General features: G+C 60.8%; 31 protein-coding genes. 29 read left to right on the top strand and 2 right to left on the bottom strand.

Annotated elements, in window-relative coordinates:
- Nucleotides 1–25: 25 nt before the first annotated feature.
- The 3 genes from ygeW to hydA all read left to right on the top strand — a co-directional run bounded on the left by ygeW (nucleotide 26) and on the right by hydA (nucleotide 3,370).
- The gene (ygeW, locus tag DWW51_RS02495) at nucleotides 26–1,228 is read left to right on the top strand and encodes a knotted carbamoyltransferase YgeW (RefSeq protein WP_055252229.1); all 1,203 of its coding nucleotides are present in this window, start codon (nucleotides 26–28) and stop codon (nucleotides 1,226–1,228) included.
- 150 nt (nucleotides 1,229–1,378) lie between these two features.
- On the top strand, nucleotides 1,379–1,993 hold the full coding sequence (locus DWW51_RS02490) for a nucleotidyltransferase family protein (protein ID WP_161194465.1): 615 nt from the start codon (nucleotides 1,379–1,381) through the stop codon (nucleotides 1,991–1,993).
- A 9-nt stretch (nucleotides 1,994–2,002) separates the two neighbouring features.
- On the top strand, nucleotides 2,003–3,370 hold the full coding sequence (gene hydA, locus DWW51_RS02485) for a dihydropyrimidinase (protein WP_117773385.1): 1,368 nt from the start codon (nucleotides 2,003–2,005) through the stop codon (nucleotides 3,368–3,370).
- Between the two features lie 45 nt (nucleotides 3,371–3,415).
- Here the strand turns inward: hydA and yqeC are convergent, their stop codons facing one another.
- Complete coding sequence (gene yqeC, locus DWW51_RS02480; protein WP_117773383.1) at nucleotides 3,416–4,153, bottom strand: selenium cofactor biosynthesis protein YqeC; 738 nt, start codon at nucleotides 4,151–4,153, stop codon at nucleotides 3,416–3,418.
- A gap of 102 nt (nucleotides 4,154–4,255) precedes the next feature.
- Between yqeC and yqeB the strand changes: the two genes are divergently transcribed.
- The 24 genes from yqeB (at nucleotide 4,256) to DWW51_RS02360 (ending at nucleotide 20,354) form a co-directional block, all read left to right on the top strand.
- Nucleotides 4,256–5,050 (top strand): selenium-dependent molybdenum cofactor biosynthesis protein YqeB, encoded by a 795-nt coding sequence (yqeB, locus tag DWW51_RS02475; RefSeq protein WP_117773381.1) that lies wholly within the window; start codon nucleotides 4,256–4,258, stop codon nucleotides 5,048–5,050.
- Nucleotides 5,051–5,059: 9 nt separating this feature from the next.
- A complete protein-coding gene (locus tag DWW51_RS02470) occupies nucleotides 5,060–6,103 on the top strand; it encodes an XdhC family protein (RefSeq protein ID WP_117773379.1) in 1,044 nt (347 codons plus the stop codon).
- A gap of 201 nt (nucleotides 6,104–6,304) precedes the next feature.
- A complete protein-coding gene (locus tag DWW51_RS02465) occupies nucleotides 6,305–7,618 on the top strand; it encodes a uracil-xanthine permease family protein (protein WP_161194466.1) in 1,314 nt (437 codons plus the stop codon).
- Nucleotides 7,619–7,939: 321 nt separating this feature from the next.
- On the top strand, nucleotides 7,940–8,497 hold the full coding sequence (rplE, locus tag DWW51_RS02460) for a 50S ribosomal protein L5 (protein WP_006235260.1): 558 nt from the start codon (nucleotides 7,940–7,942) through the stop codon (nucleotides 8,495–8,497).
- A gap of 79 nt (nucleotides 8,498–8,576) precedes the next feature.
- Nucleotides 8,577–8,762: a type Z 30S ribosomal protein S14 gene (locus DWW51_RS02455; RefSeq protein WP_022094280.1), complete on the top strand. Its 186-nt coding sequence runs from the start codon at nucleotides 8,577–8,579 to the stop codon at nucleotides 8,760–8,762.
- Nucleotides 8,763–8,881: 119 nt separating this feature from the next.
- A complete protein-coding gene (gene rpsH, locus DWW51_RS02450; RefSeq protein WP_006235262.1) occupies nucleotides 8,882–9,280 on the top strand; it encodes a 30S ribosomal protein S8 in 399 nt (132 codons plus the stop codon).
- A gap of 33 nt (nucleotides 9,281–9,313) precedes the next feature.
- The gene (gene rplF, locus DWW51_RS02445) at nucleotides 9,314–9,850 is read left to right on the top strand and encodes a 50S ribosomal protein L6 (RefSeq protein ID WP_006235263.1); all 537 of its coding nucleotides are present in this window, start codon (nucleotides 9,314–9,316) and stop codon (nucleotides 9,848–9,850) included.
- Nucleotides 9,851–9,925: 75 nt separating this feature from the next.
- Entirely contained in the window at nucleotides 9,926–10,294 is a 369-nt protein-coding gene (gene rplR, locus DWW51_RS02440) for a 50S ribosomal protein L18 (RefSeq protein ID WP_006235264.1), read from the top strand.
- A 14-nt stretch (nucleotides 10,295–10,308) separates the two neighbouring features.
- Nucleotides 10,309–10,833 (top strand): 30S ribosomal protein S5, encoded by a 525-nt coding sequence (gene rpsE / locus DWW51_RS02435; RefSeq protein WP_055252236.1) that lies wholly within the window; start codon nucleotides 10,309–10,311, stop codon nucleotides 10,831–10,833.
- Nucleotides 10,834–10,835: 2 nt separating this feature from the next.
- Nucleotides 10,836–11,018 (top strand): 50S ribosomal protein L30, encoded by a 183-nt coding sequence (rpmD, locus tag DWW51_RS02430; protein ID WP_006235266.1) that lies wholly within the window; start codon nucleotides 10,836–10,838, stop codon nucleotides 11,016–11,018.
- Nucleotides 11,019–11,021: 3 nt separating this feature from the next.
- Nucleotides 11,022–11,471 (top strand): 50S ribosomal protein L15, encoded by a 450-nt coding sequence (rplO, locus tag DWW51_RS02425; RefSeq protein WP_006235267.1) that lies wholly within the window; start codon nucleotides 11,022–11,024, stop codon nucleotides 11,469–11,471.
- Nucleotides 11,465–12,751, top strand: coding sequence for a preprotein translocase subunit SecY (gene secY / locus DWW51_RS02420; RefSeq protein WP_089573561.1), 1,287 nt, complete (start codon nucleotides 11,465–11,467; stop codon nucleotides 12,749–12,751). The genes rplO and secY overlap by 7 nt, the downstream gene beginning before the upstream one ends.
- Nucleotides 12,752–12,769: 18 nt before the next feature.
- Nucleotides 12,770–13,396 (top strand): adenylate kinase, encoded by a 627-nt coding sequence (locus DWW51_RS02415; protein WP_117773375.1) that lies wholly within the window; start codon nucleotides 12,770–12,772, stop codon nucleotides 13,394–13,396.
- Nucleotides 13,393–14,181, top strand: coding sequence for a type I methionyl aminopeptidase (gene map, locus DWW51_RS02410; protein ID WP_006235270.1), 789 nt, complete (start codon nucleotides 13,393–13,395; stop codon nucleotides 14,179–14,181). The genes DWW51_RS02415 and map overlap by 4 nt, the downstream gene beginning before the upstream one ends.
- Nucleotides 14,182–14,285: 104 nt before the next feature.
- Nucleotides 14,286–14,504, top strand: a complete 219-nt coding sequence (infA, locus tag DWW51_RS02405) for a translation initiation factor IF-1 (protein ID WP_035137443.1) — start codon at nucleotides 14,286–14,288, stop codon at nucleotides 14,502–14,504.
- Nucleotides 14,505–14,654: 150 nt separating this feature from the next.
- Nucleotides 14,655–14,768 (top strand): 50S ribosomal protein L36, encoded by a 114-nt coding sequence (gene rpmJ / locus DWW51_RS02400; protein WP_006363204.1) that lies wholly within the window; start codon nucleotides 14,655–14,657, stop codon nucleotides 14,766–14,768.
- A gap of 14 nt (nucleotides 14,769–14,782) precedes the next feature.
- The gene (rpsM, locus tag DWW51_RS02395; RefSeq protein ID WP_022094275.1) at nucleotides 14,783–15,157 is read left to right on the top strand and encodes a 30S ribosomal protein S13; all 375 of its coding nucleotides are present in this window, start codon (nucleotides 14,783–14,785) and stop codon (nucleotides 15,155–15,157) included.
- A 14-nt stretch (nucleotides 15,158–15,171) separates the two neighbouring features.
- Nucleotides 15,172–15,576: a 30S ribosomal protein S11 gene (rpsK, locus tag DWW51_RS02390; RefSeq protein WP_006235274.1), complete on the top strand. Its 405-nt coding sequence runs from the start codon at nucleotides 15,172–15,174 to the stop codon at nucleotides 15,574–15,576.
- A 19-nt stretch (nucleotides 15,577–15,595) separates the two neighbouring features.
- Entirely contained in the window at nucleotides 15,596–16,192 is a 597-nt protein-coding gene (gene rpsD, locus DWW51_RS02385) for a 30S ribosomal protein S4 (protein WP_006235275.1), read from the top strand.
- Nucleotides 16,193–16,224: 32 nt separating this feature from the next.
- On the top strand, nucleotides 16,225–17,166 hold the full coding sequence (locus DWW51_RS02380) for a DNA-directed RNA polymerase subunit alpha (protein WP_006235276.1): 942 nt from the start codon (nucleotides 16,225–16,227) through the stop codon (nucleotides 17,164–17,166).
- 30 nt (nucleotides 17,167–17,196) lie between these two features.
- Entirely contained in the window at nucleotides 17,197–17,664 is a 468-nt protein-coding gene (gene rplQ, locus DWW51_RS02375) for a 50S ribosomal protein L17 (RefSeq protein ID WP_006235277.1), read from the top strand.
- Between the two features lie 93 nt (nucleotides 17,665–17,757).
- Complete coding sequence (gene truA / locus DWW51_RS02370) at nucleotides 17,758–18,582, top strand: tRNA pseudouridine(38-40) synthase TruA (protein WP_117773373.1); 825 nt, start codon at nucleotides 17,758–17,760, stop codon at nucleotides 18,580–18,582.
- 203 nt (nucleotides 18,583–18,785) lie between these two features.
- Nucleotides 18,786–19,784 (top strand): glycosyltransferase, encoded by a 999-nt coding sequence (locus DWW51_RS02365; protein ID WP_147344016.1) that lies wholly within the window; start codon nucleotides 18,786–18,788, stop codon nucleotides 19,782–19,784.
- A gap of 132 nt (nucleotides 19,785–19,916) precedes the next feature.
- Complete coding sequence (locus DWW51_RS02360) at nucleotides 19,917–20,354, top strand: arginine repressor (protein WP_006235280.1); 438 nt, start codon at nucleotides 19,917–19,919, stop codon at nucleotides 20,352–20,354.
- A 183-nt stretch (nucleotides 20,355–20,537) separates the two neighbouring features.
- On the opposite strand, the gene DWW51_RS02355 is transcribed toward DWW51_RS02360, so the two are convergent.
- Nucleotides 20,538–22,736: a transglycosylase domain-containing protein gene (locus DWW51_RS02355; RefSeq protein WP_117773369.1), complete on the bottom strand. Its 2,199-nt coding sequence runs from the start codon at nucleotides 22,734–22,736 to the stop codon at nucleotides 20,538–20,540.
- Between the two features lie 162 nt (nucleotides 22,737–22,898).
- On the opposite strand from DWW51_RS02355, the gene DWW51_RS02350 reads away from it, so the two are divergent.
- Both DWW51_RS02350 and tyrS read left to right on the top strand, forming a co-directional pair.
- Nucleotides 22,899–24,875, top strand: coding sequence for a U32 family peptidase (locus tag DWW51_RS02350; protein ID WP_158565399.1), 1,977 nt, complete (start codon nucleotides 22,899–22,901; stop codon nucleotides 24,873–24,875).
- Nucleotides 24,876–24,972: 97 nt separating this feature from the next.
- A complete protein-coding gene (gene tyrS / locus DWW51_RS02345) occupies nucleotides 24,973–26,184 on the top strand; it encodes a tyrosine--tRNA ligase (protein ID WP_035137437.1) in 1,212 nt (403 codons plus the stop codon).
- Nucleotides 26,185–26,284: the final 100 nt, after the last annotated feature.

The raw sequence follows: 26,284 nt of genomic DNA, 5'->3' as shown, positions 1-26,284 counted from the left end.
TTTCATCGTTGGAAAGGATATTTACATGGACGCCAAGTTTACCGAGCTCGTCGAGCAGCTGAACGGCCTCGATTTTAAGGGCATGTACGGCAGCGACTTCCTGCACACCTGGGATAAGACCACCGATGAGCTCAAGGCGCTCTACATCGTCGCCGACGCCCTGCGCGAGCTGCGCGAGAACAACGTTTCGTCCAAGATCTTCGATTCGGGTCTGGCCGTCTCCCTGTTCCGTGACAACTCCACCCGTACGCGCTTCTCCTTCTCTAAGGCAGCCAACCTGCTCGGTCTTGAGCTGCAGGACCTGGACGAGAAGAAGTCCCAGATTGCTCACGGCGAGACCGTCCGCGAGACCGCTACCATGATCTCCTTCATGGCCGACGTCATCGGCATCCGCGACGACATGTACATCGGCAAGGGCGACGCCTACATGGCCGAGGTCTCCGAGTCTGTCCAGCAGGCCTACGAGGACGGCGTTCTGGATCACCGTCCCACGCTCATCTCCCTGCAGTCCGACTCCGATCACCCCACGCAGTCCTCTGCCGACATGCTCTACCTCATCAACGAGTTTGGCGGTCTTGAGAACCTCAAGGGCAAAAAGGTTGCCGTCACCTGGGCCTACTCGCCCTCTTACGGCAAGCCGCTGTCCTGCCCGCAGTCGCTGATCAGCCTGCTGCCCCGTTTTGGCATGGACGTCACCTTGGCCCACCCCGAGGGCTACGACCTCATGCCCGAGGTCGTCGAGCGCGCCAAGGGTTATGCCGCCGAGTCCGGCACCACCTTTAAGCAGGTCAACACCATGGCCGAGGCCTTCGAGGGCGCCGACATCGTGATCCCGAAGAGCTGGGCTCCGTTTGCCGCCATGGAGAAGCGCACCAACCTGTACGCCGAGGGCGACGACGCCGGCATCGCTGCACTCGAGAAGGAGCTGCTCGCTCAGAACGCCACGCATCAGGATTGGTGCTCCACGACCGAGCTCATGGAGAAGACCGCCAACGGCCAGGACACCATCTTTATGCATCCGCTGCCCGCCGACATCTCCGGTGTCTCTTGCGAGCACGGCGAGGTCAACGCCGACGTCTTCGACATGCACCGCGTGGGCATGTACAAGGAGGCCAGCTACAAGCCGTACGCCATCGCAGCCATGATGTTCCTGCAGAAGGTTGCCGATCCCGCCGCTACCCTCAAGGCCCTCGACGAGCGCAACACCGCCCGTTGGTTCCAGGCCTAAAGCTGGGTTGAGGTAAGCCATGTAAAGGGGGCGCTCTGCCAACCGGCGGGGTGCCCCTTTTTGCATCGTGGGCGTGCGGGATAAGCGCTTTCGATGTAGATGCCCCGCGACGCGAGTTATGGGTACGATGGTTTCAGGGGAGGTATCGCCATGAAACTTGGTTGCGTCATTATGGCTTCGGGCGAGGGCAAGCGATTTGGCTCTAACAAGATGCTCGCCGATATCTATGGCGAGCCGCTGATTGCCCGGACCATTGATTCGGTTCCCCGGGGCTTTGACGTTGTGGTTTCGACGCGTTGGCCCGAGGTCGCCCAGATTTGCGAGGACAAGCATTGCCCGTGTGTGCAGCACGATGGCAAGCTGCGCAGCGAAAGCGTCCGTGCGGGCCTTTCGTGGGGAGTCGAACGCAACTGGAAAGGTTGCCTCTTTTTGCCGGGCGACCAGCCGCTCGTGAGTTCAGATTCTTTTGAGGCTATGGTTCGTGCATTTGACGAGCGTGGCCGCAAGCATCCGGTGCGTCTTGCGTGCAACGGTGAGCCTTCGAGCCCGGTGCTCTTTCCGGCGGAACTGTTCGATGCACTTATGTGTCTTGAGGGTAAGGACGGCGGCGGTTCGATCCTCAAGGACCGTACCGACGTGGTGCTGGTCGAGGCGCGTGCCTACGAGCTGTGGGACGTCGATACCGTCAAGGGACAGCGACGCATAACGGAGCATATCGCCGCCTGCTCGTATTTTGATCGCGTGGCCAACTGCATCAATCAATAAGGAGCAATTATGATCATCATCAAAAACGGCGCACTCGTGACGCCCCAGGGGCTTCGCCGCGCCGATCTTGCCATGGATGGCGATAAGATCGTGCGGATCGCCGCGGCGATTGAGCCGGCCGAGGGCGATACCGTCGAGGATGCCGCGGGCTGCTGGGTGTTTCCCGGCTTTATCGACGGCCACACGCACATGCAGTGCTGGACCGGCATGGATTGGACAGCCGATAGCTTTGAGACCGGTACGCGTGCGGCTGCCTGCGGCGGCACGACGACTATTGTGGACTACGCGACAGCCGATCGCGGCGTGACCATGCCCGATGCCTTGGCCGAGTGGCATCGCCGCGCCGACGGAACCTGCACGGCTAACTACGCTTTTCATATGGCACTCGCCGAGTGGAACGAGCGCAATCGCGCCGATCTTTCGGCCATTCGCGAGGCGGGCGTGTCGTCGTTTAAGACCTACTTTGCCTACGATCATCTGCGCCTGGACGATGCCGAGACGCTCGAGGTGCTCGAGGAGCTCAAGCGCCTGGGCGGTATCCTGTGCGTGCATTGCGAGAACGGTACGCTGGTGAATGAACTGCAGAAGCGCGTGTTTGAGCAGGGTATCCACGGGCCCGAGGGCCATGCGCTCAGCCGTCCGGACGTGTGCGAGGCCGAGGCAGTGAGCCGGCTGCTGTATCTGGCGCACTTGGCCGGGGATGCTCCGGTCAACGTGGTGCACCTTTCGACCAAGCTGGGGCTCGAGGCCATTCGCGCTGCCAAGGCGCGCGGGCAGAAGAATATTTATGTCGAGACCTGCCCTCAATATCTGATGCTCGACGACACCTGCTATCTGGAGCAGGGAGAGGACGGCTTCGCGGGTGCCAAGTATGTGATGAGTCCGCCGCTGCGCCATGCCGGCGACCGTGCGGCCCTGCGCGAGGCGCTTGTGGCCGGCGAGATCGATACCATCGCCACCGACCACTGCAGCTTTAATCTGCACGGGCAAAAGGACCGCGGGCGCGACGACTTCCGCGCGATTCCCAACGGCGGGCCCGGCGTGGAGCATCGTCCCGTCGCGATTGCCACGAGCTTTGAGGGACAGCTGGGCCCCGAGGACCTCTGCCGCCTGATGAGCGAGAACCCGGCGCGCGTGTTTGGCATGTACCCGCGCAAGGGCTGTCTTGCCGAGGGCTCCGATGCCGACGTGTGCGTGTGGGATCCCAAGGCGCGCTGGACGATCAGTGCCGCGACGCAGCATCAGGCTGTGGACTACACGCCGCTCGAGGGTTTTGAGGCACATGGCCGCGTCAAGGCCGTGTTTGTGAACGGCGTGCTGGCCGCGCGCGACGGCGAGCCCACCGGAGCCCAACCCGGCCGCTACGTCCCCCGCTAACAGGAAGGCCGCCGGGGTAGCTAATTTGGGACGGGGCTCTTTTAGCTACCCCTTGAGGCTGGTGGCGACGATGGAGCGGCCGAGGGCTGCCTCGAAGCGATCTGCCATCGTTGGATCAGCAAGCGTGTCGACTTGGTTGAGCATGATACGGGCATTGTTGAGGTTCAGCATCTGCAGCTCGGCATTGAGCACCTGGGCGACGCGCTCTGGGGTGGCAGCGTCGGTGGGCTCGCAGCCGCAGCGCTCGCAGAAGAGCTCGGGGCGGTGGACAACCTCGGCGACGGGCTTGCCCAGCCCCGAGGCGCCGACGACCCAGACAAAGTTTGCCGTGGCGGCGGGAATTACCGGCTCCCAGGCGGCATGCGCCTTGAGCGGGAGTCGCTTGCTGCCATCTGCCTCGGTCAACACATAGTCAAAGCGCTGTGCCAGCTGGTCGAGCGGCTCGGCAGGGGAGGAGAGCTTGCCTGTCTCCGGGTTCAAAACACCCGCCTGGCAGATACTTCCGCGGACAAGTCCCGCGCATGCCTCGCAGGTGCAGCCGGGAACATGTAGGGTCCCCGGCTTCCAAGGCGCGGCGTCCAGGCGACGGCTCGACCCGTCCCATGGCACGCCGGCGACGGGAAACATGTGCGTGGTGGTACAGAGGAGCACGCGGCCGACAGTGCGCATGAGCTCGAGACCCAGCGTCTTCAGCAGCGTCGACTTGCCGCCACTGCCGATAATCGCGGTAATGCCCGGCTCGATCCTGAGCGCAGAGGCAAGATTGCCGCTAACCGTTTCCATCTGTTCACCGCCGTATAATACTGTGATAATAAATAATCATCAGAGTAGCGGTCGGACCGCTTTTTCTCTGCTCAAACCGTAGCACAGGGAGGTGCCCCGGGAATGCTCGTTTATGTTCGCGGCGCCGGTGATATCGCCACGGGTGTCGCTGCCCGTTTGGTGCGCGCCGGCGTGTCGGTCGTTATGGCAGATATCGCGGTTCCCACGTGCATCCGTCGCACAATCAGTTTTTGCGAGGCCATTCGCTTGGGCGAGGTCGAGGTCGAAGGCATTCGCGCTCGCTTGGCGCAGACGCCGGCTGAGGCGCTTGAGATTACCGAGGCTGGAGACGTCGCCGTTGTGGTGGACCCTCAGGCCAAGATGCTCGATGAGCTTAAACCCGCGGCTGTGGTCGACGCGATTTTGGCTAAGCGCAACTTGGGCACCACGCGCGACATGGCGCCTGCCGTCATCGCTGTGGGGCCGGGCTTTACCGCGCCGGTCGATTGCGACGCCGTGGTCGAGACCATGCGCGGGCATTTTCTCGGCCGTGTCATTACCCAAGGTTCGCCCCAGCCCAACACGGGCGTGCCGGGCATTATCGCCGGCTATGGCAAGGAACGTGTTATCCACAGCCCCGCCGCCGGCGTGTTTCGGTCCGACCGCGCAATCGGCGACATCGTGAGTGCCGGAGACGTGATTGGCTACGCGGGCGATACGCCCATGTGCACGCAGATCGATGGCTGTCTGCGCGGGCTTTTGGCGAACGGCGTGCGGGTGACTGAGGGCTTTAAATGCGCCGATGTCGATCCGCGCGGCGACGCCAACTATATCAACTATATTTCGGACAAGGCGACATCGGTCGGCGGCGGCGTGCTCGAGGCGCTTGCTATGCTCACCGATGTCTTTAGAGGATAGAAGGCGGCAATGGAAAAGCTCGATGTGGTGAATGCGGCGCTTGCCGCCCTGCGTGCTGACGAGACGTGCGAGCTGGTGGTAGTGGCCGGTACGGCGGGGTCGTCCCCGCGCGGTGTGGGCGCATGGATGACTGTCTTTGCCGATGGCAGCCAGGCGGGCACTATCGGCGGCGGCAAGATTGAGCTCTTTGCGCTGGACGAGGCGCGCGAGCTGCTGGCCGGGGGTAAATCGCGTCTGGTCCGCTACACCATGGGCGGCGAGAACTCCGATACCGGCATGATTTGCGGCGGAGCCATCTGCCTGTGCTATCTGCACCTGGATGCGACCAAGGCGCCGTTGTTCCAGTCGGTTGCCGACATCTTGGCCTATCGGCGCATCGGCGACTTCGTCATCGACTTTGAGCCGTTTATCGCGGGCGTGCTCGAGGGCGATGTGGCCGAGTACCATGGCGAGGAATCGCGCCGCACCATTGCGGGCTGCCCCGGGCTTTCGCTGGTGGAGGAGGGGAGTAAGGTCACCTACACCAACGCGGCCTCCGAGATTCCCCCGGCGCACATCGAGACGCTCTGCCCCGAGGGCCTGGCCTATATCTTTGGCTGCGGCCACGTGGGTGCTGCGACGGCGCGGGTGCTCACGGCGGCGGGCTTTGCCGTCGTGGCTTGCGACGACCGCCCCGGCACGCTGACCCCCGAATGGGTGCCAGGTGTCTACGACCGTCGTCTGGTCGACTACAAGAACCTGAGCAAGCAGTGCCCCATCGGCCCGCGCGACCTGGTGGTCGTCGCCACGGCGGGTCACAAGTCCGATATCGACGTGGTGATTCAGGCCATGCGCGCCAAACCCGCCTATCTGGGCTGCTTGGGTTCGCGCCGCAAGACGGCCTTTGTGCGCGCCCGCCTGGAGCAGGAGGGCTTTACGCAGGAGCAGATCGACGAGCTGCACCTGCCGATCGGCGTTTCCATCGAGGCCGAGGACCCAGAGGAGATCGCTATCTCCATCGCCGCCGAGATGATCCACCTGCGCCGCACCAAACTCGTCCCCCGCAAGCGATAGTCTCATCCCCATATATGAGTTGCGGTGAAATACGGACTGTTTATGCCTGTTAAGCCATCAAACAGTCCGTATTTCACCGCAACTGCTGTTTGTCCCCGGGGGATGCAGGATAGCGGGTCAAAATGCTACCTGTGTCATATGCCCTATAATGTCCGACCGTTGAGCGGCATGGGGCCGCTGCTTAGGGTATGGGAGGCGCAAATGGCAGAGTCGGCAGCAGGGGATGCCCTGTTCGAGCGTACGGGAAAAGTTTCGTTTGTGCAGGTATTACCCCATGCACTGCAGCATGTGCTGGCGGCATTCGCGGGTATCGTCACGCCCGCCATCATTATCGCGTCGGTCTGTGGCTTTACCCCTCAAGAGGAAGCCGCTGTCATCCAGGCGTCGCTCGTCCTCTCGGCGCTCGACATTTTCCTTCAACAGTTCCCCATAAAAGGTGTCGTCGGTTCGGGCCTGCCCATCGTGATGGGCGCGAGCTTCACCTTCGTGCCGGCGCTCAAGGCGGTCGGTCTCGAGCTCGGCTTTGAGGCCGTGCTGGGCGCCCAGGCAATCGGTGGCGCGCTCGTCGTGCTCTTCGGCCTGCTGTTTAGGCGCGTGAGCTTTCTGTTCCCGGCCCCGGTGCTCGGCACCGTCATCTTTGTCATTGGCCTGTCACTATGCCCAGTGGCGGTTGCCTCCATGGCGGGCGGGGAGGGCGCGGCCGATTTTGGCAGTGTCACCAACTGGGCCGTCGCGCTCGTGACGTTTGTCGTTACCTTTATGGCCGGCAACTACGGCAAGGGCGCGCTTAGACTGGGCAGCATCCTGGCCGGTATCTGCGCGGGCTTTGTTTTGGCTGCGGTGTTGGGCATGGTCGATTTCTCGGCCATCGCGACTGCCAGCTGGTTCGCCCCGCCGGCTCTGGGCGCCCATCGCCTGGTGTTCGACCCGGCCGCGTGCGCCGTCGTGGGCGTTGTCGCCATTGTCAACGCCGTGCAGGTCATGGGCGAGTTTGCCGCCGTGTCGTCCGCTGCGCTCGATATCCCTGCGACCGATAGCCAGATCTCGGGTGGCCTGATCGCCAACGGCCTGGTCGGTATGCTGTCAGGCTTTTTGGGCGGCGTCCCCACGGCAACCTTTGGCCAGAATGTGGGCATTATCGCCGAGAACAAGGTCGTCAACCGCATGGTCTTTACGCTTGCCGCCGCCATCTTGCTCATCGCGGGCCTGCTGCCCAAGTGTGCGGCGGTACTCACGTCCATTCCGCAGCCGGTAATCGGCGGCGCCACGATCGGCGTGTTCGCGACCATCGGTATGAACGGTGTGGTCATGTTTGCCCGCCACGGCCTGCCTCAGCGCGATACCACGCTCATGGGTCTCTCTATCGCCTTTGGCACGGGCATTGAGCGCACGGCCGGCGCGCTTGCCGGCGCTGGATTCCCCGCATGGGTTGGCACCGTCTTTGGCGGATCCTCCATTGCCGTCGCCGCGCTCGTTGCTGTGATCCTCAACCTGGTCCTCCCGCGCCAAAAATAACGCCCCATATATGAGTTGCGGTGGAATAGGGACTGTTTAAGCCTTTTAAGCCATCAAACAGTCCCTATCTCACCGCAACTGCTGTTTTCCTCCGTGCCCTAGGGATCAATTTGTGCGGGGGAGTTGTGGAGTTGTGCAGGCAGACGAGGTTTTTCTGGAAATACGCTCCCGATGCGCGTATAGTACCGATTGTTTTGTCGGCTCCTGCTGCGTCGAGTCCAAACCGCGAAATGCCATGAGCGGCGCGGATGCAGCCAGGAGGCACGAGGACAACCCATCGTGGCCACGCCCCGTGCTTAAAACCCCAAGAAGGAGTGAACAATGGCAGAAGAGAAGTATGTGCCGCGTCTGAAGACCAAGTACAACAACGAGGTCAAGCAGCAGCTTCAGGACAAGTTCCAGTACGAGAACGTCATGATGATCCCCAAGTTTGAGAAGATCGTCGTGAACATGGGCGTCGGCGAGGCCGCTACCGATTCCAAGGCCATCGACGGTGCCGTGCGCGACCTGCGCGCCATCACCGGCCAGCAGCCGATGATCACCCGTGCCCGCAAGTCCATCGCTACCTTCCGCCTGCGCGCTGGTATGCCGATCGGCTGCAAGGTTACCCTGCGTGGCGACCGTATGTGGGAGTTCTTCGATCGTCTGACCTCCGTCGCGATTCCCCGTATCCGCGACTTCCGCGGCATCTCCGCCAAGAGCTTCGACGGCCGTGGTAACTTCTCCATGGGCGTCACCGAGCAGCTCATCTTCCCCGAGATCGACTTCGACTCCGTCGATCACCAGCGTGGTATGGACATCACTTTCGTGACCACCGCCAATACCGATGAGGAGGCCAAGGCCCTTCTGGATGCCTTCGGTTTCCCGTTCAAGAAATAGGTTCACCTGCCCTATGAGCGCCGTTCCCAGAAGGGGGCGGCGCTTGGGGCGAACAATACTCTATGTGAGGAGGATATAAGTGGCTAAGACATCGATGATCGTCAAGTGCAATCGCAAGCAGAAGTTCTCTACTCGTGAGTACACGCGCTGCCAGCGCTGCGGCCGTCCGCACTCTGTGTACCGCAAGTTCGGCCTGTGCCGTGTCTGCTTCCGCGAGCTTGCACTCAAGGGCGAGCTTCCCGGCGTTAAGAAGGCCAGCTGGTAAGTCACTACCAGCGTTTCAAGCATCCGTTTGGAACAGGGAAAACGCGCTAGTTAGGCTTTGCCGTTAAGGGCGGCGAAGAACCAAGAGCACGTGTTCATCAAGAACGAAGGAGAATCTGTATGAACCTTACAGACCCGATCGCAGATATGCTTACGCGCATCCGTAACGCTAACTCTGTGAACAAGGCCACGGTCTCCATGCCGAGCAGCAAGAAGCTCGTCGAGATCGCTCGTGTTCTGCACGAGGAAGGCTACATCGAGGGCTACGATGTCGAGGACACCGTTCCCCAGAAGACTCTGCACATCACGCTTAAGTATGGACCCAAGAAGGCTAAGGTCATCAACGGCATCCGCCGCATTTCCAAGCCGGGCCTGCGTAAGTACACCGGCGTTGCCGACATGCCCCGCGTCCGCGGTGGCCTTGGTACCGCCATTATTTCCACCAGCCATGGCGTCATGACCGACCGCGATGCTCGCAAGCACAACGTCGGCGGCGAGATCATCGCTTACGTCTGGTAATTCGCTCGGTAGGTAGAAGGAAAGGAGATCACCGTGTCTCGTATCGGTAATAAGCCTGTCCAGATTCCCGCCGGAGTCGAAGTGGCAGTCAACGGCAACAACGTTGTCGTCAAGGGCCCCAAGGGCCAGCTCGAGCTCGATGTCTTTGAGAAGCTCGCTATCAACGTCGAGGACAACGTCCTCACCGTTTCCCGTCCCGACGACGAGCGTGAGACCCGTGCCCGCCACGGCCTCACCCGCGCCCTCATCCACAACATGGTGGTTGGCGTTTCCGAGGGCTTCGAGAAGAAGCTCGAGCTCGCCGGCGTCGGTTACCGCGTGCAGCAGAAGGGCAAGAACCTCGAGTTCTCCCTGGGCTTCTCGCACCCCGTGATCGTCGAGGCTCCCGAGGGCATCACCTTCGAGGTTCCCGACAACACCCACGTGAACGTCAAGGGTATCAACAAGCAGCAGGTCGGTCAGATCGCCGCTGAGATCCGCGGCCATCGTCCTCCCGAGCCTTACAAGGGCAAGGGTATCCACTACGTTGGCGAGCACATCCGCCGCAAGCTGGGTAAGGCCGCCAAGTAGTCGTAACCGACTCACTCGCATAAGACCAGCACCCCGTCAGGTGCTGGCAAGATCAACCTTTTTAGGAGTTTACGTATGAACAAGCATAAGGCGAAGCTGGAAGGCCTCAAGCGTCGTCAGCGTCGTGTTCGCGGCAAGGTCTCGGGTACCTCCGAGCGTCCGCGTCTTCGCGTGACCCGTACTAACGCCAACATCTATGCCCAGATCATCGACGACAGCAAGGGCTCCAGCCTGACGCTCGTCTCTGCCTCGACCCTCGAGGCCGAGTTCAAGGGCACCCACACCTCGAACAAGGAGGCTGCGGAGAAGGTCGGTCAGCTCGTTGGCAAGCGTGCCATCGAGGCCGGCATCACCAAGGTCGCCTTCGATCGCGGTGGCCGTATCTACCATGGCCGCGTCAAGGCCCTCGCCGACGGTGCTCGTGCCGCCGGTCTCGAGTTCTAGGAGGTATGTAGCACATGGCTCGTAATCAGAAGCAGCAGCGCGAGGCCTCCGAGTTCGAGGAGCGCGTCGTTTACATCAACCGCGTGTCGAAGACCGTCAAGGGTGGTCGTCGCATGAGCCTCGTCGCTCTCGTCGTCGTTGGCGACGGCAAGGGCAACGTCGGCGTTGGCATGGGCAAGTCCGCTGAGGTGCCCCTGGCCATCTCCAAGGCGTCTCTCGATGCCAAGAAGAACATGTTCCACGTGCCGGTGACCGAGCAGGGCACCATCCCGCACGAGGTTCTCGGCCACTTTGGTGCCGGCCGCATCATCATCAAGCCCGCTGTCGAGGGTACCGGCGTTATCGCCGGCGGCGCTGTGCGTCCCCTCTTCGAGCTTGCTGGCATCAAGAACGTCCTGTCCAAGTCCCTCGGTACCGACAACGGCCTCAACATCATCAAGGCTGCCGTCGAGGGCCTCAAGGAGCTCTCCAGCCCTGAGGACGTCGCGGCTCGCCGTGGCCTGACGGTCTCCGAGATGTTCGTCGGTAAGGAGAACTAAGCATGGCTGACACCATCAAGATCAAGCAGGTCCGCAGCACCAACGGTTGCAAGCAGGACCAGGTCCGTACTGTCCGTGCCCTCGGTCTCCACAGGATCCGCGAGGTTCGCGAGATTGCTGACAACGAGTCCGTCCGCGGCATGATCTTCAAGGTCAAGCACCTTGTCGAGATTGTAGAGGAGTAGCAAATGCAGCTTCACGATCTTACTCCCGCGCCCGGTTCCACCAAGAACCGTAAGCGCGTCGGCCGTGGCAATTCTTCGGGTCACGGCACCACTTCTGGCCGCGGCCAGAAGGGCCAGGGTTCCCGCTCTGGCGGCACCAAGGGTGCCGGCTTCGAGGGTGGCCAGACTCCGCTGGCTATGCGCCTGCCCAAGCTTCCGGGCTTCCGCAACCCCCGTCGTATCGAGTACACCGCTGTTAACGTTGAGCGTCTCGAGCGTAAGTTCGAGGATGGCGCTGTGATCGACGGTGCCGCTCTTAAGGCCGCTCGCATCACCAAGAGCGAGTTCGAGCCCGTCAAGGTGCTCGGCAATGGTGAGCTCACCAAGAAGTTCACGGTCAAGGTCGACAAGGTCAGCGCTTCTGCGCAGGCCAAGATCGAGGCCGCCGGCGGAAAGGTCGAGCTGCCGTGCTAAATGGTCTTAAGAATGCTTTCCGCATCAAAGAATTGCGCGAAAAGATTCTTTTTACCATAGCTATGCTCGTCGTGTACCGCATTGGTGCGCACGTTCCTGTGCCCGGCATTCCCTTCCAGGGGATGCTGGGCCTTTTCTCGACCGATAACAATTCGGTCGCCGCAGGTGCTATGGCCCTCCTGAATCTTTTCTCTGGCGGCGCGTTGAGCTATGTGTCGGTGTTTTCGCTGGGCATCATGCCTTACATCACCAGCTCGATCATCCTCCAGATGCTCCAGGCCGTCGTGCCTTCCCTGCATGAGCTTGCCCGCGAGGGCGAGGTCGGTCAGACCAAGATTACGCAGTATTCGCGTTACCTCACCTTGGCTCTGGCAATCCTCAACTCCGTGGGTTACCTCTTCCTCTTTAAGAGCTTCGGCATCAGCTTTAATGGCGCCGGCGCTCCCGAGATCATCTTCGACCTCATGGTCGTCGGCACGCTCACTGCGGGCGCCATGCTGATCATGTGGATTGGTGAGCTCATCACCCAGCGCGGTATCGGCAATGGCATGTCGCTGATCATCTTTGCGAACATCATGGCCGGTCTGCCGCAGGCTATCTTCTCCAGCACCGAGGGCAATGCCGGTGGCATCATCACCATGGTGATCATCTGCGCCATCATCCTGCTGGTTATCCCGCTGATCGTTTTCCTTGAGCGCGGCCAGCGCCGCATTCCGGTCTCCTACGCCAAGCGCGTCGTGGGCCGTCGCATGATGGGTGGACAGACCACCTACCTGCCCATCAAGGTCAACACCGCGGGCGTCGTGCCGATCATCTTCGCTTCGGCGCTGCTGTACTTCCCGGCTCAGATTGCCGTGTTCTTCCCCGGCATCGGCTGGATTCAGGCAGTTGCCTCCGCGCTTTCGACCGGTTGGCTCAACTGGGTGCTTAACGTTGTCCTCATCGTGTTCTTCGCGTACTTCTACACCTCCATGGTGTTCAATCCCGATGACACGGCCGACAACCTTAAGAAGCAGGGCGGCTTTATTCCGGGCGTGCGTCCGGGTAGGGCTACCGCGGCCTACATCAAGAACGCGCTCAACAAGATTACGCTTCCCAGCGCTGTCTTTTTGGCGCTCATCGCCATCGTGCCTTCGATCATCTTCTCCTTCACGGGTAACCATCTGATCCAGGCTTTTGGCGGAACGTCCATCCTCATCATGGTCGGCGTCGTGCTCGACACGGTCGATAAGCTCGAAGGCCAGATCAAGATGTATGATTACGATGGATTCTTTAAATAGGCTAGAGGAGGATTGCTCATGAACCTCGTATTGCTCGGAGCTCCGGGTGCCGGTAAGGGCACCGTCGCACAGGAGCTCGTCGCCGAGTTTGGCGTCGCTCACATTTCCACGGGCGACCTGCTGCGTGCTGCCGTCAAGGGTGGCACCGAGCTTGGTATTCAGGCTAAGAAGTACATGGACGCTGGCGAGCTCGTTCCCGACCAGCTCGTGATCGACCTTGTCAAGGAGCGCCTTGCCGCCGATGACGCCCAGCAGGGCTTCATCCTCGACGGCTTCCCGCGCAACACCGCCCAGGCTGTGACGCTCGATTCCGAGCTCTCCGCCATGGGTCGCGAGATCGACTGCGCCCTTCTGGTCGACGTTGCCCCCGAGGTCATCATCGATCGTCTGTCTTCGCGTCGCACCTGCCGCGCCTGCGGTTACACCGGCACCGCTGCCGATGCTACCTGCCCCAAGTGCGCCGGCGAGATGTATCAGCGCGACGACGACAAGCCCGAGACCATCAAGAACCGTCTCGACGTCTACGAGAAGTCCACGAGCCCGCTCGTCGACTACTATCGTGGCCAGGGTCTGCTCCAGTCGGTCAACGGTGACCAGGCTCGCGAGACCGTGTACGGGGATGTCAAAGAGGCTCTCGGTCTATGATCAAGATTAAGTCTGCAACGCAAATCGAGCAGATGAAGAAGGCAGGAGCGCTATCTAAGATGGCGCTCCGCCACGTTGGAGCCATGGTGCGCCCCGGCGTTTCGACTTTTGAGCTCGATCAGCTCGCGGAGCAGATTATCCGCATGCATGGCGGCACCCCGGCCTTTAAGGGTTACGGCGGGTTCCCGGGAACCATTTGCGCATCGATCAACGATGCCGTGGTCCACGGTATTCCCAACCCCGACATGATCCTGCGCGATGGCGATATCATTTCCATCGATACGGGAGCCGTTGTCGACGGTTGGGTCGGCGATAACGCTTGGACGTTTTTCGTTGGCACCCCAACGCCCGAGGCCAAGGCCCTGTGCGAGGTTACGCGCGATTGCCTTAAGGCTGCCATCGAGCAGGCTGTCCCCGGTAACCATATCGGGGATGTTGGTTATGCCGTTCAGTCTCTCGCCGAGTCTCACGGCTATGGCGTTCTTCGTGACTATGTTGGCCATGGCATTGGCCGCGTGATGCACGAGGACCCCAACGTTCCTAACTATGGAAAGAAGGGGAGGGGCGTTCGCCTCCAGGCCGGCATGGTCATTGCCATCGAGCCGATGGTTACGATGGGTTCCAACCATGTGAGCACGGGCTCCGACGGTTGGATTGTTACGACCAACGACCACCTGCCCGCCGCGCACTACGAGAACACCGTCGCCATTACCAATGACGGTCCGGTGATTCTCACCACGGATGCCCAAGGTGCTTGGTGTTCGCTCCAAGGCGGAGAAATGTAACAAGTTCCACTTAGTTGTGGAGCCATTACGAAGTTATTACGATACGTGCATACGTGTTGTAGAATACTCAATCGCTGTCGTTTTCTAGAGAAAGATGATTGCTTGTGAAGAAGGAAGACGCAATTGAGCTCGAGGGTACGGTAAAGGAACCGCTGCCCAACGCCATGTTTAAGGTCGAGCTCGAGAACGGTCATTCGGTTCTATGCAACATTTCTGGCAAGATCCGAATGAATTACATCCGTATTCTCCCCGGTGACAGGGTTGTCGTGGAGCTTTCCCCGTACGACCTGACCCGCGGCCGCATCACCTATCGCTACAAATAGCGGCACGCATACACGCACTCCATTTCCGGCTGCAGGCTTAGCTCAACCTACGGTCGGATTGTGTGTGAAGACCAGCCATAGTTTTAAACGCCTGCGGCTGGGCGAGTAGATAGTAGGGAAGTAGTTTGAGCGCTACCGAAAGGAAGAACGATGAAGGTACGTCCTTCGGTCAAGAAGATGTGCGATAAGTGCAAAATCATTAGGCGCCATGGCAAGGTCCTCGTCATTTGCGAGAACCCCCGTCATAAGCAGCGTCAGGGTTAAGAGAGGAGACTACGTTGGCCCGTATTAATGGTGTCGACCTCCCGCGTGAGAAGCGCGTTGAGATCGGTCTGACCTACATTTACGGCATCGGCCGCACCACTGCGACGAAGATCTGCGTCGAGTGCAACGTTAACGTGGATACGCGCGTTAAGGACCTCACCGAGGATGAGGTTAACGCCATCCGCGATTATATCGATAAGAACCAGATCATGGTTGAGGGCGACCTCCGCCGTGAGCGCAACCAGAACGTCAAGCGCCTTATGGACATCGGCTGCAACCGCGGCCTTCGTCACCGCAAGGGCCTCCCGGTCCGCGGCCAGCGCACCCACACTAACGCTCGTACCCGCAAGGGCCCGAAGCGTCAGATCGGTGCTAAGAAGAAGAAATAAGGAGCGCTAGATAGATGGCTACTGCTAAGAAGAACGTTCGCGCTGCCCGTCTGAAGCGCGCGGACCGTAAGAACATTTCCGTGGGCCAGGCTCACATTCGTTCTACGTTCAACAACACGATCGTTTCGATCACCGATCCCCAGGGCAATGTCATTTCCTGGAAGTCGGCTGGCCAGGTGGGCTTCAAGGGCTCCCGTAAGTCCACGCCGTTCGCTGCCCAGATGGCTGCCGAGGCTGCTGCCAAGCAGGCCATGGAGCACGGTATGAAGAAGGTTTCCGTCTTCGTCAAGGGCCCCGGCTCCGGTCGTGAGACCGCCATCCGCTCCCTCCAGGCTGCTGGCCTCGAGGTCTCGAGCATCCAGGACAAGACCCCCATTCCGCACAACGGCTGCCGCCCCAAGAAGCGTCGCCGCGTGTAACTGAAAGGATCGTATCAATATGGCAATCGACAGGACTCCTGTTCTTAAGCGCTGCCGTCAGCTCGGGATCGATCCCGCTGAGCTCGGTTACAGCAGCAAGAAGGAATCTATCCGTCAGCCCAAGCGCCGTCGCAAGGAATCTGAGTACGGCATGCAGCTGCGCGAGAAGCAGAAGGTCAAGTTCATCTATGGCGTTCTGGAGAAGCAGTTCCACGGCTACTTCAACAAGGCCCGTAAGATGAACGGCGTCACCGGTGAGAACCTCATGATCATCCTTGAGTCTCGCCTCGACAACGTCGTCTTCCGTCTTGGCTTCGCCCGCACCCGCAAAGAGGCTCGTCAGTCCGTCCGTCACGGTCACTTCACCGTGAACGGCAAGCGCGTGGACATCCCGTCCTACCGCGTCAAGGCCGGCGACGTCGTCGCTGTCGGCGAGAAGTTCCGTGACCTCCTCCCCATCAAGGAGGCCCTGATTTCCTCCGAGCGCTTTGAGGTCCCTGGCTGGCTCGAGGTCGATATCGAGAAGCTGTCTGGTAACGTGCTCGCTCTGCCGACGCGTGAGCAGATCAGCGGTGATATCAACGAGCAGCTCATCGTCGAGCTCTACTCTAAGTAGTCCATCCGGGCTGCTGAGGCTGGAGGTAATACATGTCAGAATTCATTAGGCCTCAGGTTCAGGTCGAAGAGATCAACGAGACGTCTGCTCGTGTCTCCGTCGAGCCGCTCGAGCGTGGCTACGGCGATACGCTGGGTAACTCCCTTCGTCGCGTACTTCTGTCCTCGCTCGAGGGTGCCGCCGTCGAGGCTATTCAGATCGATGGTGCACAGCACGAGTTCATGACCATCCCTAACATGGTCGAGGATGTCACCGACATCGTCCTGAATGTCAAGGGTCTTGTCTTCAGGGCTCTCGGCACGACCGACGAGGCGACCGCCACCATTTCTGTTGACGGCCCCTGCGAGGTCACCGGTGCGGACTTCTTTATTCCGTCCGAGTTTGAGCTGGTCAACCCCGAGCAGCACATCGCTACGCTTACCGAGGGTGGCCATCTCACCATGAGCATGCGCATCGGCTATGGCCGCGGCTATGTCTCTGGCGAGGCTAACAAGCGCGACAACGATCCCATCGGTGTGATCCACGTCGACTCGCTGTACTCGCCGGTGTCCCGTTGCGCCAAGCTCGTTGAGGCTTGCCGTGTCGGTCAGCACACCGACTACGACCGCCTTGTCCTCGAGATCGAGACCAACGGCTCCATCGCTCCGCGCGACGCCGTGGTCCAGGCTGCCAATATCATCAACCAGCATATGGCTGCCTTTATGAACCTTGCCGAGACCCCCGAGGTCGAGGAGGAGGCTTCGATCTTCGCTCCCGAGGTCACCAACGACAACGCCGAGCTGGACAAGCAGATCGAGGATCTGGACCTTTCCGTCCGTTCCTACAACTGCCTTAAGCGCGCCAGCATTCACTCGGTCCGTCAGCTCGTTGAGTTCTCGGAGAACGATCTGCTCAACATCCGTAACTTCGGTGTTAAGTCGATCGAGGAAGTGAAGGACAAGCTTGAGTCCATGGGCCTGAGCCTGAAGGCTTAATGCTTCGCATATTTGAGGAGAAACTAGACCATGCGTCACAACGTTAAGAAGGGCCTGAAGCTCGGCACCGATGCGAGCCACACCAAGGCCATGAAGAAGAGCCTGGCCAAGGCCCTCTTCGAGAACGACCGCATCAAGACCACCGAGACCCGCGCTAAGGCGCTGCGTTCGGTCGTCGATCCGATCATCACCTGGGCCAAGAAGGGCGACCTGCACTCTCGTCGTCTGGCCATCGCCAAGCTCGGCGATAAGCAGCTCGTTGCCGAGATCTTCGACAAGGCTGCCCAGGGCATGTGGCAGGACCGCAACGGCGGTTACACCCGCATCATGAAGCTCGGCAACCGTAAGGGCGACAACGCTCCTATCGTTATCATGGAGCTCGTCACCGAGCCTTGCACGCCTAAGGCCAAGAAGGCTGCTCCGGCCCCCAAGAAGGCCGCTGCTCCCAAGAAGGTCGAGGCCGTCGAGGAGGCTCCTGCTGAGGAGACCGCTGAGTAGACAATCCGTCTGCATAGGCTATATTCGAGGGGTACGTTCGCGTACCCCTCTTTTTTTTGTCGCGATACCGTTGATTGTTTGTTGGGAGCGCCCATGACCGCGCCGTCTGATTTCAATTCGATTCCTGAGCTCGATGCCACGCTTGTATTCCGTGTTGCCTATGATGGCTCGTCCTATAGCGGATTTGCCGAGCAGCCGGGCCAGACGACCGTTGCGGGCGAGTTACGCCGCGCTATCGAGACGCTGCTGCGCCGCCCGATCGATCTGACGTGTGCGGGTCGTACCGATGCCGGCGTGCATGCGGTGGCCCAGTACATTAGCGTGCCCGTAACGGACGCTGAGCTTGCTCTGACGCGCCGTAGGTGGCTGAGGGCTATGGATGCCCTCCTGCCCAAAGATATTGCCATAAACGAGGTCTACAAGGCCCGTAGGGGCTTTTCTGCCCGCTTTGACGCGCGGTCCCGTACGTATACGTACCGTATTGCCGATCGCGATGCGCGCCCCGTGCTCTCGCGCGGTGCGGTGTGGTGGCATCGCTATCCCCTCGACGTCGATGCGATGGCGGCCGCCTGCCCTGCGCTTTTGGGCGAGCAGGACTTTAAGAGCTTTTGCAAGGTTGCCTCGGCCGTTGGCAAGCCCACGCATCGCTGCGTGATGCGTGCCGAATTTGGCCATGAGGTTGCGTTTGGCGAGGACATCCTGACGTTCACCATCGAGGGCAATGCGTTTCTGCATTCGATGGTCCGTACGATCGTGGGCACGCTTGTCGAGATTGGCATGCATCGCCGTGAACCCGAGTGGATGCGCGAGGTTATCGATGCTTGCGACCGTACCGCTGCGGGCCCCACGGCTCCTGCCTGCGGCCTTACGTTTATGGGCGTGGATTACGATCCCGCCGAGCTTGTCGTGCTCGACTAGGGGAGGGCTCGACGTGTCGTGCGTCGACACCTGTCATCTGTGGGCTGCGCGTGTGCAACATCTGTTCTTGGCGTGCAATGCAACCGGTGTCTCATTGCTTTTATTGCCGGGGTGTACCATGAACCACGGTTTGATTCATTACTGTCGAGAGGACGGATAATTTGGTTCGACGTGGCTCGCATCCGCGACTTTCGGTGATCCTTGTGGTAGAAGGTTCGCCCAGCTATGCGATGCGTGCGCTCGAGAGTATCCAGAACCAAGACCTCTACGATTTGCAGATTGTCGTTGTCTGTCGCGATACTGCGCCCGGTGTGCGCCATTCGCTTCAAGTTGCTGCCGACAGGGACATCCATATTGATTTGATTGACGTCGAGGACGCGACGCGCGGCGCGTGTCTTCGTGCCGGTTTTGCTGCCTCGCGCGGCTCTCAAATCATCGCCATGAACGCCGATGAGTGGTTTGCTCCGCAATCCCTTTCCAAGATGGTCGATATCGCGTGCGATACTGCGGCAGACATAGTGTTCCCCACGGTGTCGCTCGACCGCTATGATGCACATCGAGAGCGCCATTCGCGTGTCTTGGATGCTGCCTCTATTGTCATTGAAGACAAGTCTTCGATGGTGGCCGGGCTGCCTCAGTTGATTTTAGGCGGCTTGGTTGCTCAAGTCTCTGGCGTGATGTATAGCCGTCCGCTGTTTGAGGCATGCCTTTTGTGCGACAAGGCGTTTCGCACAGTTGGGTTTATGGCATGCGCGCTCTCGCAGGCGCAGCGCGTCTCCGGATGCGGCGACGCTTGTTTCCACGCGGTGGCGCCTAAGCTTACAGATGCCTTTGATCCCACCATGTATGCCAGGGTATCCGATGACACCCGAGCACTCGACGAGCTTGCGGACTCACTCTCGGAAGCAGATAGCGGTGGCCGGCTCAAGCTGGCAAGCCAAAAGTTCTACTTTGCCGGACTGGTCGCCTGCATCGAGAATTTGTGTCTGAGCCCGCATGGGGTGTCGTCAATCGAGCGTTCCGCCCGCATGCGTGATATGCTCGAGGCGCCTCGAACCCGTCAGATGGTCGCCGCGCTCAAGGATAACCATCGGGGGCTCGGTCTGTTGTTTGGGCCGATCGCTAGCGCCAAGCCCGCGCGTTGCGTGATGTGTACGCATCTGGCAGCTTTTCTTAACCGGACGGGCGCAAAAACCGCCTAAACGGCTCATTACGAAACAAACTTGCATAGAATTGTTTCGAAATGCGTTCTTATACACAAAAGCCTTCAAATAGCGTTAAACTATTCAATCACTGATTGATTGTCTCCGCCATCTTTTGGAGTGAGGGTTTGTATGGCTAAAAAACGCAATGGGCGCCAGGATGCCATTAGAGATATTGTGCGCAATAAGGACGTCCGCACGCAGCGTGTGCTGGTCGATGAGCTCCGTGCTATGGGCTTTGATTGCACGCAGGCGACTGTCTCTCGCGATATTGCCGATATGGGGCTGCGTAAGCTCCCTGAGGGCATCTATGTTCTGGCAGAGGACCTGCACCTGCAGCGCATGGTTTCCGAGCTCGTAACGGGCGTTCTGCGTACCGATAATCTGGTTATGATCAAGGCTCAGCCTGGCACGGCTTCCGGCATCGCCGCCGCCGTTGATGCGGCAGAGTTGCCCGATGTGCTTGGCTCGCTTGCCGGCAACGATACGATTTTGGTTATTGCCCAGACGGCCGAGGACGGCGAGCGTCTCGAGGCGCTGATCAATAAGCTGAGCAATTCTCGCAAGTAGGCGTGCGGGTCGTGCGCTCGGCACTGCGTGCGCTTACATAGTGGCTTGTAAGGGGTGTCGACGTTGGTCGGTATCCCCTTTTTTTGTTTGCTGGTATAACGACCGCCCAGTCGCTTCAAACTAAAAGGCCCCGAGCAGTTCAATAAGCTGCTCGGGGCCTTGTTGGCTTTAGTCGCGTACTTCTTAGCCGACCGTATCGTCAGGCGTGGGCGAGGGGTCGGGAGTGGGAGTGGGCGTAGGCGTAGGCGTGCCGCCATCGCCGCCGGTCGAACCACCAGTGGAGCCGCCCGTCGAGCCACCGGTCGTACCGGTGCCGCCGGTGGTGTCGCCGCCCGTGGTCTCGGTGGTCGTGGTCGTCGTGGTAGTCGTTGTGGTGGTTTCCTCTTCCTCTTCGTCCTTGTCCTTGTCGTCGTTCTCCGACTTCTTGGTGTTATTGGTGCCGTAGAACTTCCAGACGCTGTTGTTCTTGTAGGTGGGCGCCGTTCCGGTCGCAAACTCCTCGCGCTCGGTACCGGTCAGAACGGTGTTCATAAACCGCTTAAAGACAGGCAGGTTGGTGCTGTCGCCCAGCAGGTCCGTGCCGTACTTTTGGATGGGGATCTCGCCCGCGGAATAGCCGGTCCACAGGGCGCACGCCAGCTGCGGGGTATAGCCGCAGAACCACAGGTTGGTGGTGTTGTCGGTGGTGCCCGTCTTGCCGGCATAGGGCTGGTTGACACTCAGGGCGCCGGCAGCACCCGTACCGCTGCCCTTCATGACGCCGGACAGAACATCGGTGACCGCGGCGGCCTCGCCCTCGGTAAGCACCTGTGAGGGATTGTCGGTGTGCTGGTACAGCACCGAACCGGTACGAGAATCAATCTCGGTGATGGCGATCGGCTGGCGATAGTAGCCGCCGTTGGCAAACGTCGCGTAGGCGGCGGCCATCTCGAGTGGCGAGATCGAGCCGGTGCCGAGCGTCATGACGGGAACGTCCTCGATGTTGTCCTTGGCGGGGTCGATGCCGAGCTTTTTGACGAGCGAGATGATCTTGCTGTTGCCGACGGCTTCCGCCACCTGGATGTAGCCGGTGTTGGAGGAGTATGCCGTCGCCTGCTTAAGCGTGATGCTGCCGTAGCTCTGGTTGGCGTAATTTTGGACCTCGGTCGTGGTGCCCTTGGCCTTGAGCGGCGAGTTGCAGTTGAGGGTGACGTTGGGGTTCATGCCGTTTTGGATGGCAGTTGCCAGCGTAAAGGCCTTAAAGGTGGAGCCGACGGGACGCTTGGCCGTGGCATGGTTTACGTGGTTCTCGTCGGCGTTGTAGTCGTAGCCGCCCACCATGCACTTGATGTAGCCGGTCTTGGGGTCGACGACGACCATGCCCATGTCCAGGCCGTCAAGCGAGAGCGTGTCGAGCTGCTCGCGGACGGCATTCTCTGCCACCTGCTGCATCGTGGGGTCGATGGTGGTCTTGACGGTCAGGCCGCCCTTAAAGAGCACGTCGGTCGAGAACTCCTGCTCCAGCAGCTGCTTGACGTAGGAGACAAAGTAGGGCTGCGAGTATACGTCGACGCCGCTGCCCGAGATTTCGGTCACATTGAGGGTGATGGGCTCGGCCTGTGCGGCATCGTGCTCCTCCTGGGTGATGTGGCCCAGGCGCAGCATGTTGTCGAGAACCTTGTTGCGGCGAGACAGTGCCAGATCGGGATTGACCGTGGGGTCGTACTGCGAAGGCGAGTTGGGAAGGCCGATGAGTAGCGCGGCCTCGCTCAGGGTGAGGTCGGCGGCGCTCTTGGACAGATAGGTCTCGGCTGCGGCCTCGATGCCGTAGGCGCCGTGGCCGTAATAGATGGTGTTGAGGTACATCATGAGGATCTCGTCTTTGGAGTACATGTCCTCCATCTTGATGGCGATGTAGGCCTCGCGCACCTTACGCTCAATGGTCGAGTCGAATTGCTCCTCCTGCAGGATGGTGTTGCGCACAAGCTGCTGGGTGATCGTCGAGGCGCCTTCGTGCCCACCGCCGAGGGTTGCCACCGCAGCACGCGCGATACCCCACAGGTCGATACCGCCGTGCTCGTAGAAGCGCTCGTCCTCGACGTCAACGGTGCCCTGCAGCACGTAGGGGGAGACCTCGTCCTTGGTGATAGACTTGCGGTTTTGCGTGTAGAAGCTCGCGATCTTGTTGCCGTTGCAGTCGACGATCTCGGTGGGCTCGCTCACCAGATACGCGTTGGCGTCGGTGTAGTCGGGCAGATCGGACAGCCAGCGGTTGACGTTGCCGACCATGCCGATGCCAAATGCCACGCCCGCAATCAGCAGAAAGCCCAAAAACGAGAGCAGGATTATGGGCAGAGCATGCGTCTTTGAACGGCTGCGTCCCTGTCGTTGGCGAGGACCCATATATTGACCTCCAGGTATGTCGTGCCGGACGGTGGATGTGCCGTCGGGGCAGGATGGACATAAGTTATTACACGATAAACCAAACGGGGCGCGCGAGGCCTCGTGTATGCTGGAAGACGGCATTTTTCAGAGTGAATGCATACCTTGGTAAGGAGTTTGCCGATGGCGATTCGGGCGATGGGGCCGAGCGGACAATACGAGACTGGATTGGATGCTGCCGGTGCGGCGCTGCCCGAGTTGCTGGCGCCGGCGGGCGGACTCGACCAGATGCTTGCGGCCATCGCCGCGGGCGCCGATGCCATCTATGCGGGGTTGGGCGGCTTTAACGCCCGTGTGGGCGCCCATGGCTTTACGGATGACGAGTTTGCGCGCGGCTGCGCCGTGGCGCATGCCCATGGCGTGCGTGTGTACGTGACGCTCAACGTGTTCGTGTTTGACGATGAGTTGTCCGACGCGGTGGCGTTGGGAGCTCATGCACTGGAGCTGGGCGCCGGTGCTCTGATTGTCGCCGATGCCGGGTTGGCCTGCGCGCTGCGCGCGGCGATTCCCGGGGTCGAGATTCACCTGTCCACGCAGGCGGGCGCTCATAGCGAGGGTGCCGTGCGGCTTGCCGCCGATGAGCTGGGGGTCGAGCGCGTGACGACGGCACGCGAGCTGACGGTCGACGAGATTGCGGCGCTATGTGCCACGGGCGTGCCCATCGAGGTATTCTGCCACGGTGCGATTTGCATCGGCTATTCGGGGGCGTGCGAGTTCTCGGCCTTGCGGCGTGGGCGCTCGGCGATGCGCGGCGACTGCACGCAGCCGTGCCGTCTGGCGTACGACCTAGTGGACGAGGCGGGGCAGAGTGTTGTTGCCGTCGAGGGAGACCGCCTGCTTTGTCCGCGTGACTATCTGGGTATCGCGCACCTGCCCGAGCTTGTTGCCGCCGGCGTGGCATCGCTCAAGATCGAGGGGCGCATGAAGAATCCCGATTACGTATTCAACGTGGTGAGGGTGTGGCGTCGGGCACTCGATATGCTGTGCGACGGCGCGTGGGACTCCGGTGCCGTGGAAGAGCTTGAACGCGAGCTGGGAAGGTCGTTTAACCGTGGGTTTACCGATGCTTACCTGCGGGGTCGTTCGGGTGCCGAGCTCATGAGCTTTGAGCGCGCGATCAACCAGGGCGTGCGCGTGGGCCACTTGGTGGCGGTGGGTCACGAAGAGGTGACGGTTGAGCTTGATGCCGCCGTGGCGGCGGGCGATACGCTCGAAATCCGATTTTACCCGGGTGCCGACGCGCGTCCCGATGTGCCCAAGCGCTGGCCACAGGTGCCTTGCCCCGTGGATGCCGCTGCGGGGGAGCGCATCGTCGTGCATTGCAAACGTAAGGTGGACGCGGGCTGCGAGGTCTATCTGATTCGCAGCGCCGGCGTGTTGGATCAGACGGCGGCGGTGTTGGAGCGCATGCGGGCCGAGGCGGATGCGATTGCGCCCGTTGCGCGTGCCGTTGAGGTGCTGCCCTTTGAGGGCGCTGCGGTGGATGGCGGTGCGTCGACGGAGTTGGTGGGGTCGGCGGGGCCGGCAAAGCGCGAGGATTTTGCTCGTATGGTCTTTGCCTGGGAGCTGATGGATGTGGGTCCGCGCGATGAGCGAGATCTGTCCGATACAACGGTGGTGCTCGACGAAGTGTGCCGCGCGGGCGACGCCGAGCGGACTCGGGCGCTTATGCAGCGTGCCGGGCGCGTCGTCTGCCGCAATCTGGGACAAGTGGCGATGGCCCGCGAGCTGGGCACAACGTTTGACGTGGCGGCGCCGGTGTTCTGTGCCAATCGGGCCACGCTTACCTGGCTGCGCGGACTCGGTGCGGGGCGGGTGTGCTTGTCGGCCGAGTTGCTCGGCAATGATGCGGAGCGTGTTGCCGAACTTGCCGCTTGCCCCGGTGTCTTGGGGCCTGTCGATGCCGACCGTCCCGAGCTCATGGTGTGCGAGCACTGCTTGCTGACTGCCGAGGGCGCCTGCGCCACGGATGCAACGGGGCAGGTCCGTTGCCGTGACTGCTCGCGCCGTCAGCAGGCGCGCTTTTTGGTCGAACGTGACGGCACGCGTTTGCCGGTCGTTATCGACGCGTGCGGCAGGACGAGGATTTTCCTGTCGTAGGTGCCGCGTCGCGCTGTTTTGGTTATTATTAGTGGGTTTATGAACTTCCAGCACCGCCGTATCCGGTGAGGGTGCTATAGCAAAAGGAGGATACCCAATGCTGTCTGTTGACGAGCAAATGCGTATCATCACCTCGGGTGCAGCGCAGATCGTCCCCGAGGCCGACCTTCGCAAGAAGCTTGAGAAGGGCGAGCCCCTCAACATCAAGCTCGGCGTCGATCCCACCAGCCCCGACCTGCACCTGGGCCATGCCGTGCCCCTGCGCAAGATGCGTCAGTTCCAGGACCTGGGCCACAACGTCACCCTTATCATCGGCAACGGCACTGCGCTGATCGGCGACCCCTCGGGCAAGAACTCCACCCGCCCGCAGCTTTCGCAGGAGCAGATCGAGGCCAACGCCGAGACCTACGTGAGCCAGGCCATGAAGATCCTGGACCCCGAGAAGACCACCATCGTGCACAACGGCGACTGGATCCTTTCGATGGACCTGGCCGGCCTGCTGCAGGTGTGCTCCAAGTTCACCGTCGCCCGCATCCTCGAGCGCGACGACTTTACCAAGCGCTACCAGTCCCAGACGCCGATTGCCCTGCACGAGTTCCTGTACCCTGTGATGCAGGCCTTCGACTCCGTGCAGATCAAGGCCGACGTCGAGATGGGCGGCACCGACCAGCTCTTTAACCTGCTCGCCGGCCGCGAGCTCATGGAGAAGATGGGCATGGAACCGCAGATCGCGCTCACCATGCCGCTGCTCGAGGGCACCGACGGCGTCCGTAAGATGTCCAAGTCCTACGGTAACTACATCGGCCTGACCGATGCTCCCAAGGATATGTTCGGCAAGACCATGTCCATCCCCGACGAGATGATTGGCAAGTACTATCGTCTGGCCAGTTCGCTCACCCCGGCCGAGGTCGACAAGATCGATGCCGCCCTGGCCGATGGCTCCGCCGACCCCTACGAGCTCAAGCGCGCTCTAGGCCGCGACCTGTGCGACACCTACCACGGTGCTGGCGCCGGCGACGAGGCTCAGGCCGAGTTCGACCGTGTGTTCAAGGAGGGCCAGCTTGCCGACTTCCCCGAGAAGCACGTTGAGCTGACCGTCAACGACGAGGGCCAGATTTACCTCGCTGGCCTGCTCAAGGACCTGGGCCTTTCGGCCAGCGCCGGTCAGGCCCGCCGCGACATCGACGGCGGCGGCGTCAAGATCAACGGCAAGGCTGTGGCTCCCAAGAGCTACAACATCGATCCGAGCGCCCTCAAGCTGGGCGACACCCTCTCCGTGGGCAAGCGCAAGGGCTTTAAGTTGGTCTAACGAGCGAGTTGACCTCACAAGTGCAATAAGGCCGCAGCCGGGAATCCCGACTGCGGCCTTTTTGGTTGCGACGATCCCTTGGGGACGGAGGGATCATTTG

It is taken from the genome of Collinsella sp. AF15-51 (assembly GCF_003462845.1).
Lineage (GTDB): Bacteria > Actinomycetota > Coriobacteriia > Coriobacteriales > Coriobacteriaceae > Collinsella.
Note: the sequence above shows the minus strand (reverse complement) of the source record. Positions and strands in the feature narration are given on the sequence as shown.

Excerpts from the sequence above, each read along its gene's own strand:
- ygeW (WP_055252229.1), top strand. The coding sequence starts at position 26 with ATGGACGCCAAGTTTACCGAGCTCGTCGAGCAGCTGAACGGCCTCGAT.
- DWW51_RS02490 (WP_161194465.1), top strand. The coding sequence starts at position 1,379 with ATGAAACTTGGTTGCGTCATTATGGCTTCGGGCGAGGGCAAGCGATTT.
- hydA (WP_117773385.1), top strand. The coding sequence starts at position 2,003 with ATGATCATCATCAAAAACGGCGCACTCGTGACGCCCCAGGGGCTTCGC.
- yqeC (WP_117773383.1), bottom strand. The coding sequence starts at position 4,153 with ATGGAAACGGTTAGCGGCAATCTTGCCTCTGCGCTCAGGATCGAGCCG.
- yqeB (WP_117773381.1), top strand. The coding sequence starts at position 4,256 with ATGCTCGTTTATGTTCGCGGCGCCGGTGATATCGCCACGGGTGTCGCT.
- DWW51_RS02470 (WP_117773379.1), top strand. The coding sequence starts at position 5,060 with ATGGAAAAGCTCGATGTGGTGAATGCGGCGCTTGCCGCCCTGCGTGCT.
- DWW51_RS02465 (WP_161194466.1), top strand. The coding sequence starts at position 6,305 with ATGGCAGAGTCGGCAGCAGGGGATGCCCTGTTCGAGCGTACGGGAAAA.
- rplE (WP_006235260.1), top strand. The coding sequence starts at position 7,940 with ATGGCAGAAGAGAAGTATGTGCCGCGTCTGAAGACCAAGTACAACAAC.
- rpsH (WP_006235262.1), top strand. The coding sequence starts at position 8,882 with ATGAACCTTACAGACCCGATCGCAGATATGCTTACGCGCATCCGTAAC.
- rplR (WP_006235264.1), top strand. The coding sequence starts at position 9,926 with ATGAACAAGCATAAGGCGAAGCTGGAAGGCCTCAAGCGTCGTCAGCGT.
- rpsE (WP_055252236.1), top strand. The coding sequence starts at position 10,309 with ATGGCTCGTAATCAGAAGCAGCAGCGCGAGGCCTCCGAGTTCGAGGAG.
- rpmD (WP_006235266.1), top strand. The coding sequence starts at position 10,836 with ATGGCTGACACCATCAAGATCAAGCAGGTCCGCAGCACCAACGGTTGC.
- rplO (WP_006235267.1), top strand. The coding sequence starts at position 11,022 with ATGCAGCTTCACGATCTTACTCCCGCGCCCGGTTCCACCAAGAACCGT.
- DWW51_RS02415 (WP_117773375.1), top strand. The coding sequence starts at position 12,770 with ATGAACCTCGTATTGCTCGGAGCTCCGGGTGCCGGTAAGGGCACCGTC.
- map (WP_006235270.1), top strand. The coding sequence starts at position 13,393 with ATGATCAAGATTAAGTCTGCAACGCAAATCGAGCAGATGAAGAAGGCA.
- rpmJ (WP_006363204.1), top strand. The coding sequence starts at position 14,655 with ATGAAGGTACGTCCTTCGGTCAAGAAGATGTGCGATAAGTGCAAAATC.
- rpsK (WP_006235274.1), top strand. The coding sequence starts at position 15,172 with ATGGCTACTGCTAAGAAGAACGTTCGCGCTGCCCGTCTGAAGCGCGCG.
- rpsD (WP_006235275.1), top strand. The coding sequence starts at position 15,596 with ATGGCAATCGACAGGACTCCTGTTCTTAAGCGCTGCCGTCAGCTCGGG.
- DWW51_RS02380 (WP_006235276.1), top strand. The coding sequence starts at position 16,225 with ATGTCAGAATTCATTAGGCCTCAGGTTCAGGTCGAAGAGATCAACGAG.
- rplQ (WP_006235277.1), top strand. The coding sequence starts at position 17,197 with ATGCGTCACAACGTTAAGAAGGGCCTGAAGCTCGGCACCGATGCGAGC.
- truA (WP_117773373.1), top strand. The coding sequence starts at position 17,758 with ATGACCGCGCCGTCTGATTTCAATTCGATTCCTGAGCTCGATGCCACG.
- DWW51_RS02360 (WP_006235280.1), top strand. The coding sequence starts at position 19,917 with ATGGCTAAAAAACGCAATGGGCGCCAGGATGCCATTAGAGATATTGTG.
- DWW51_RS02355 (WP_117773369.1), bottom strand. The coding sequence starts at position 22,736 with ATGGGTCCTCGCCAACGACAGGGACGCAGCCGTTCAAAGACGCATGCT.
- DWW51_RS02350 (WP_158565399.1), top strand. The coding sequence starts at position 22,899 with ATGGCGATTCGGGCGATGGGGCCGAGCGGACAATACGAGACTGGATTG.
- tyrS (WP_035137437.1), top strand. The coding sequence starts at position 24,973 with ATGCTGTCTGTTGACGAGCAAATGCGTATCATCACCTCGGGTGCAGCG.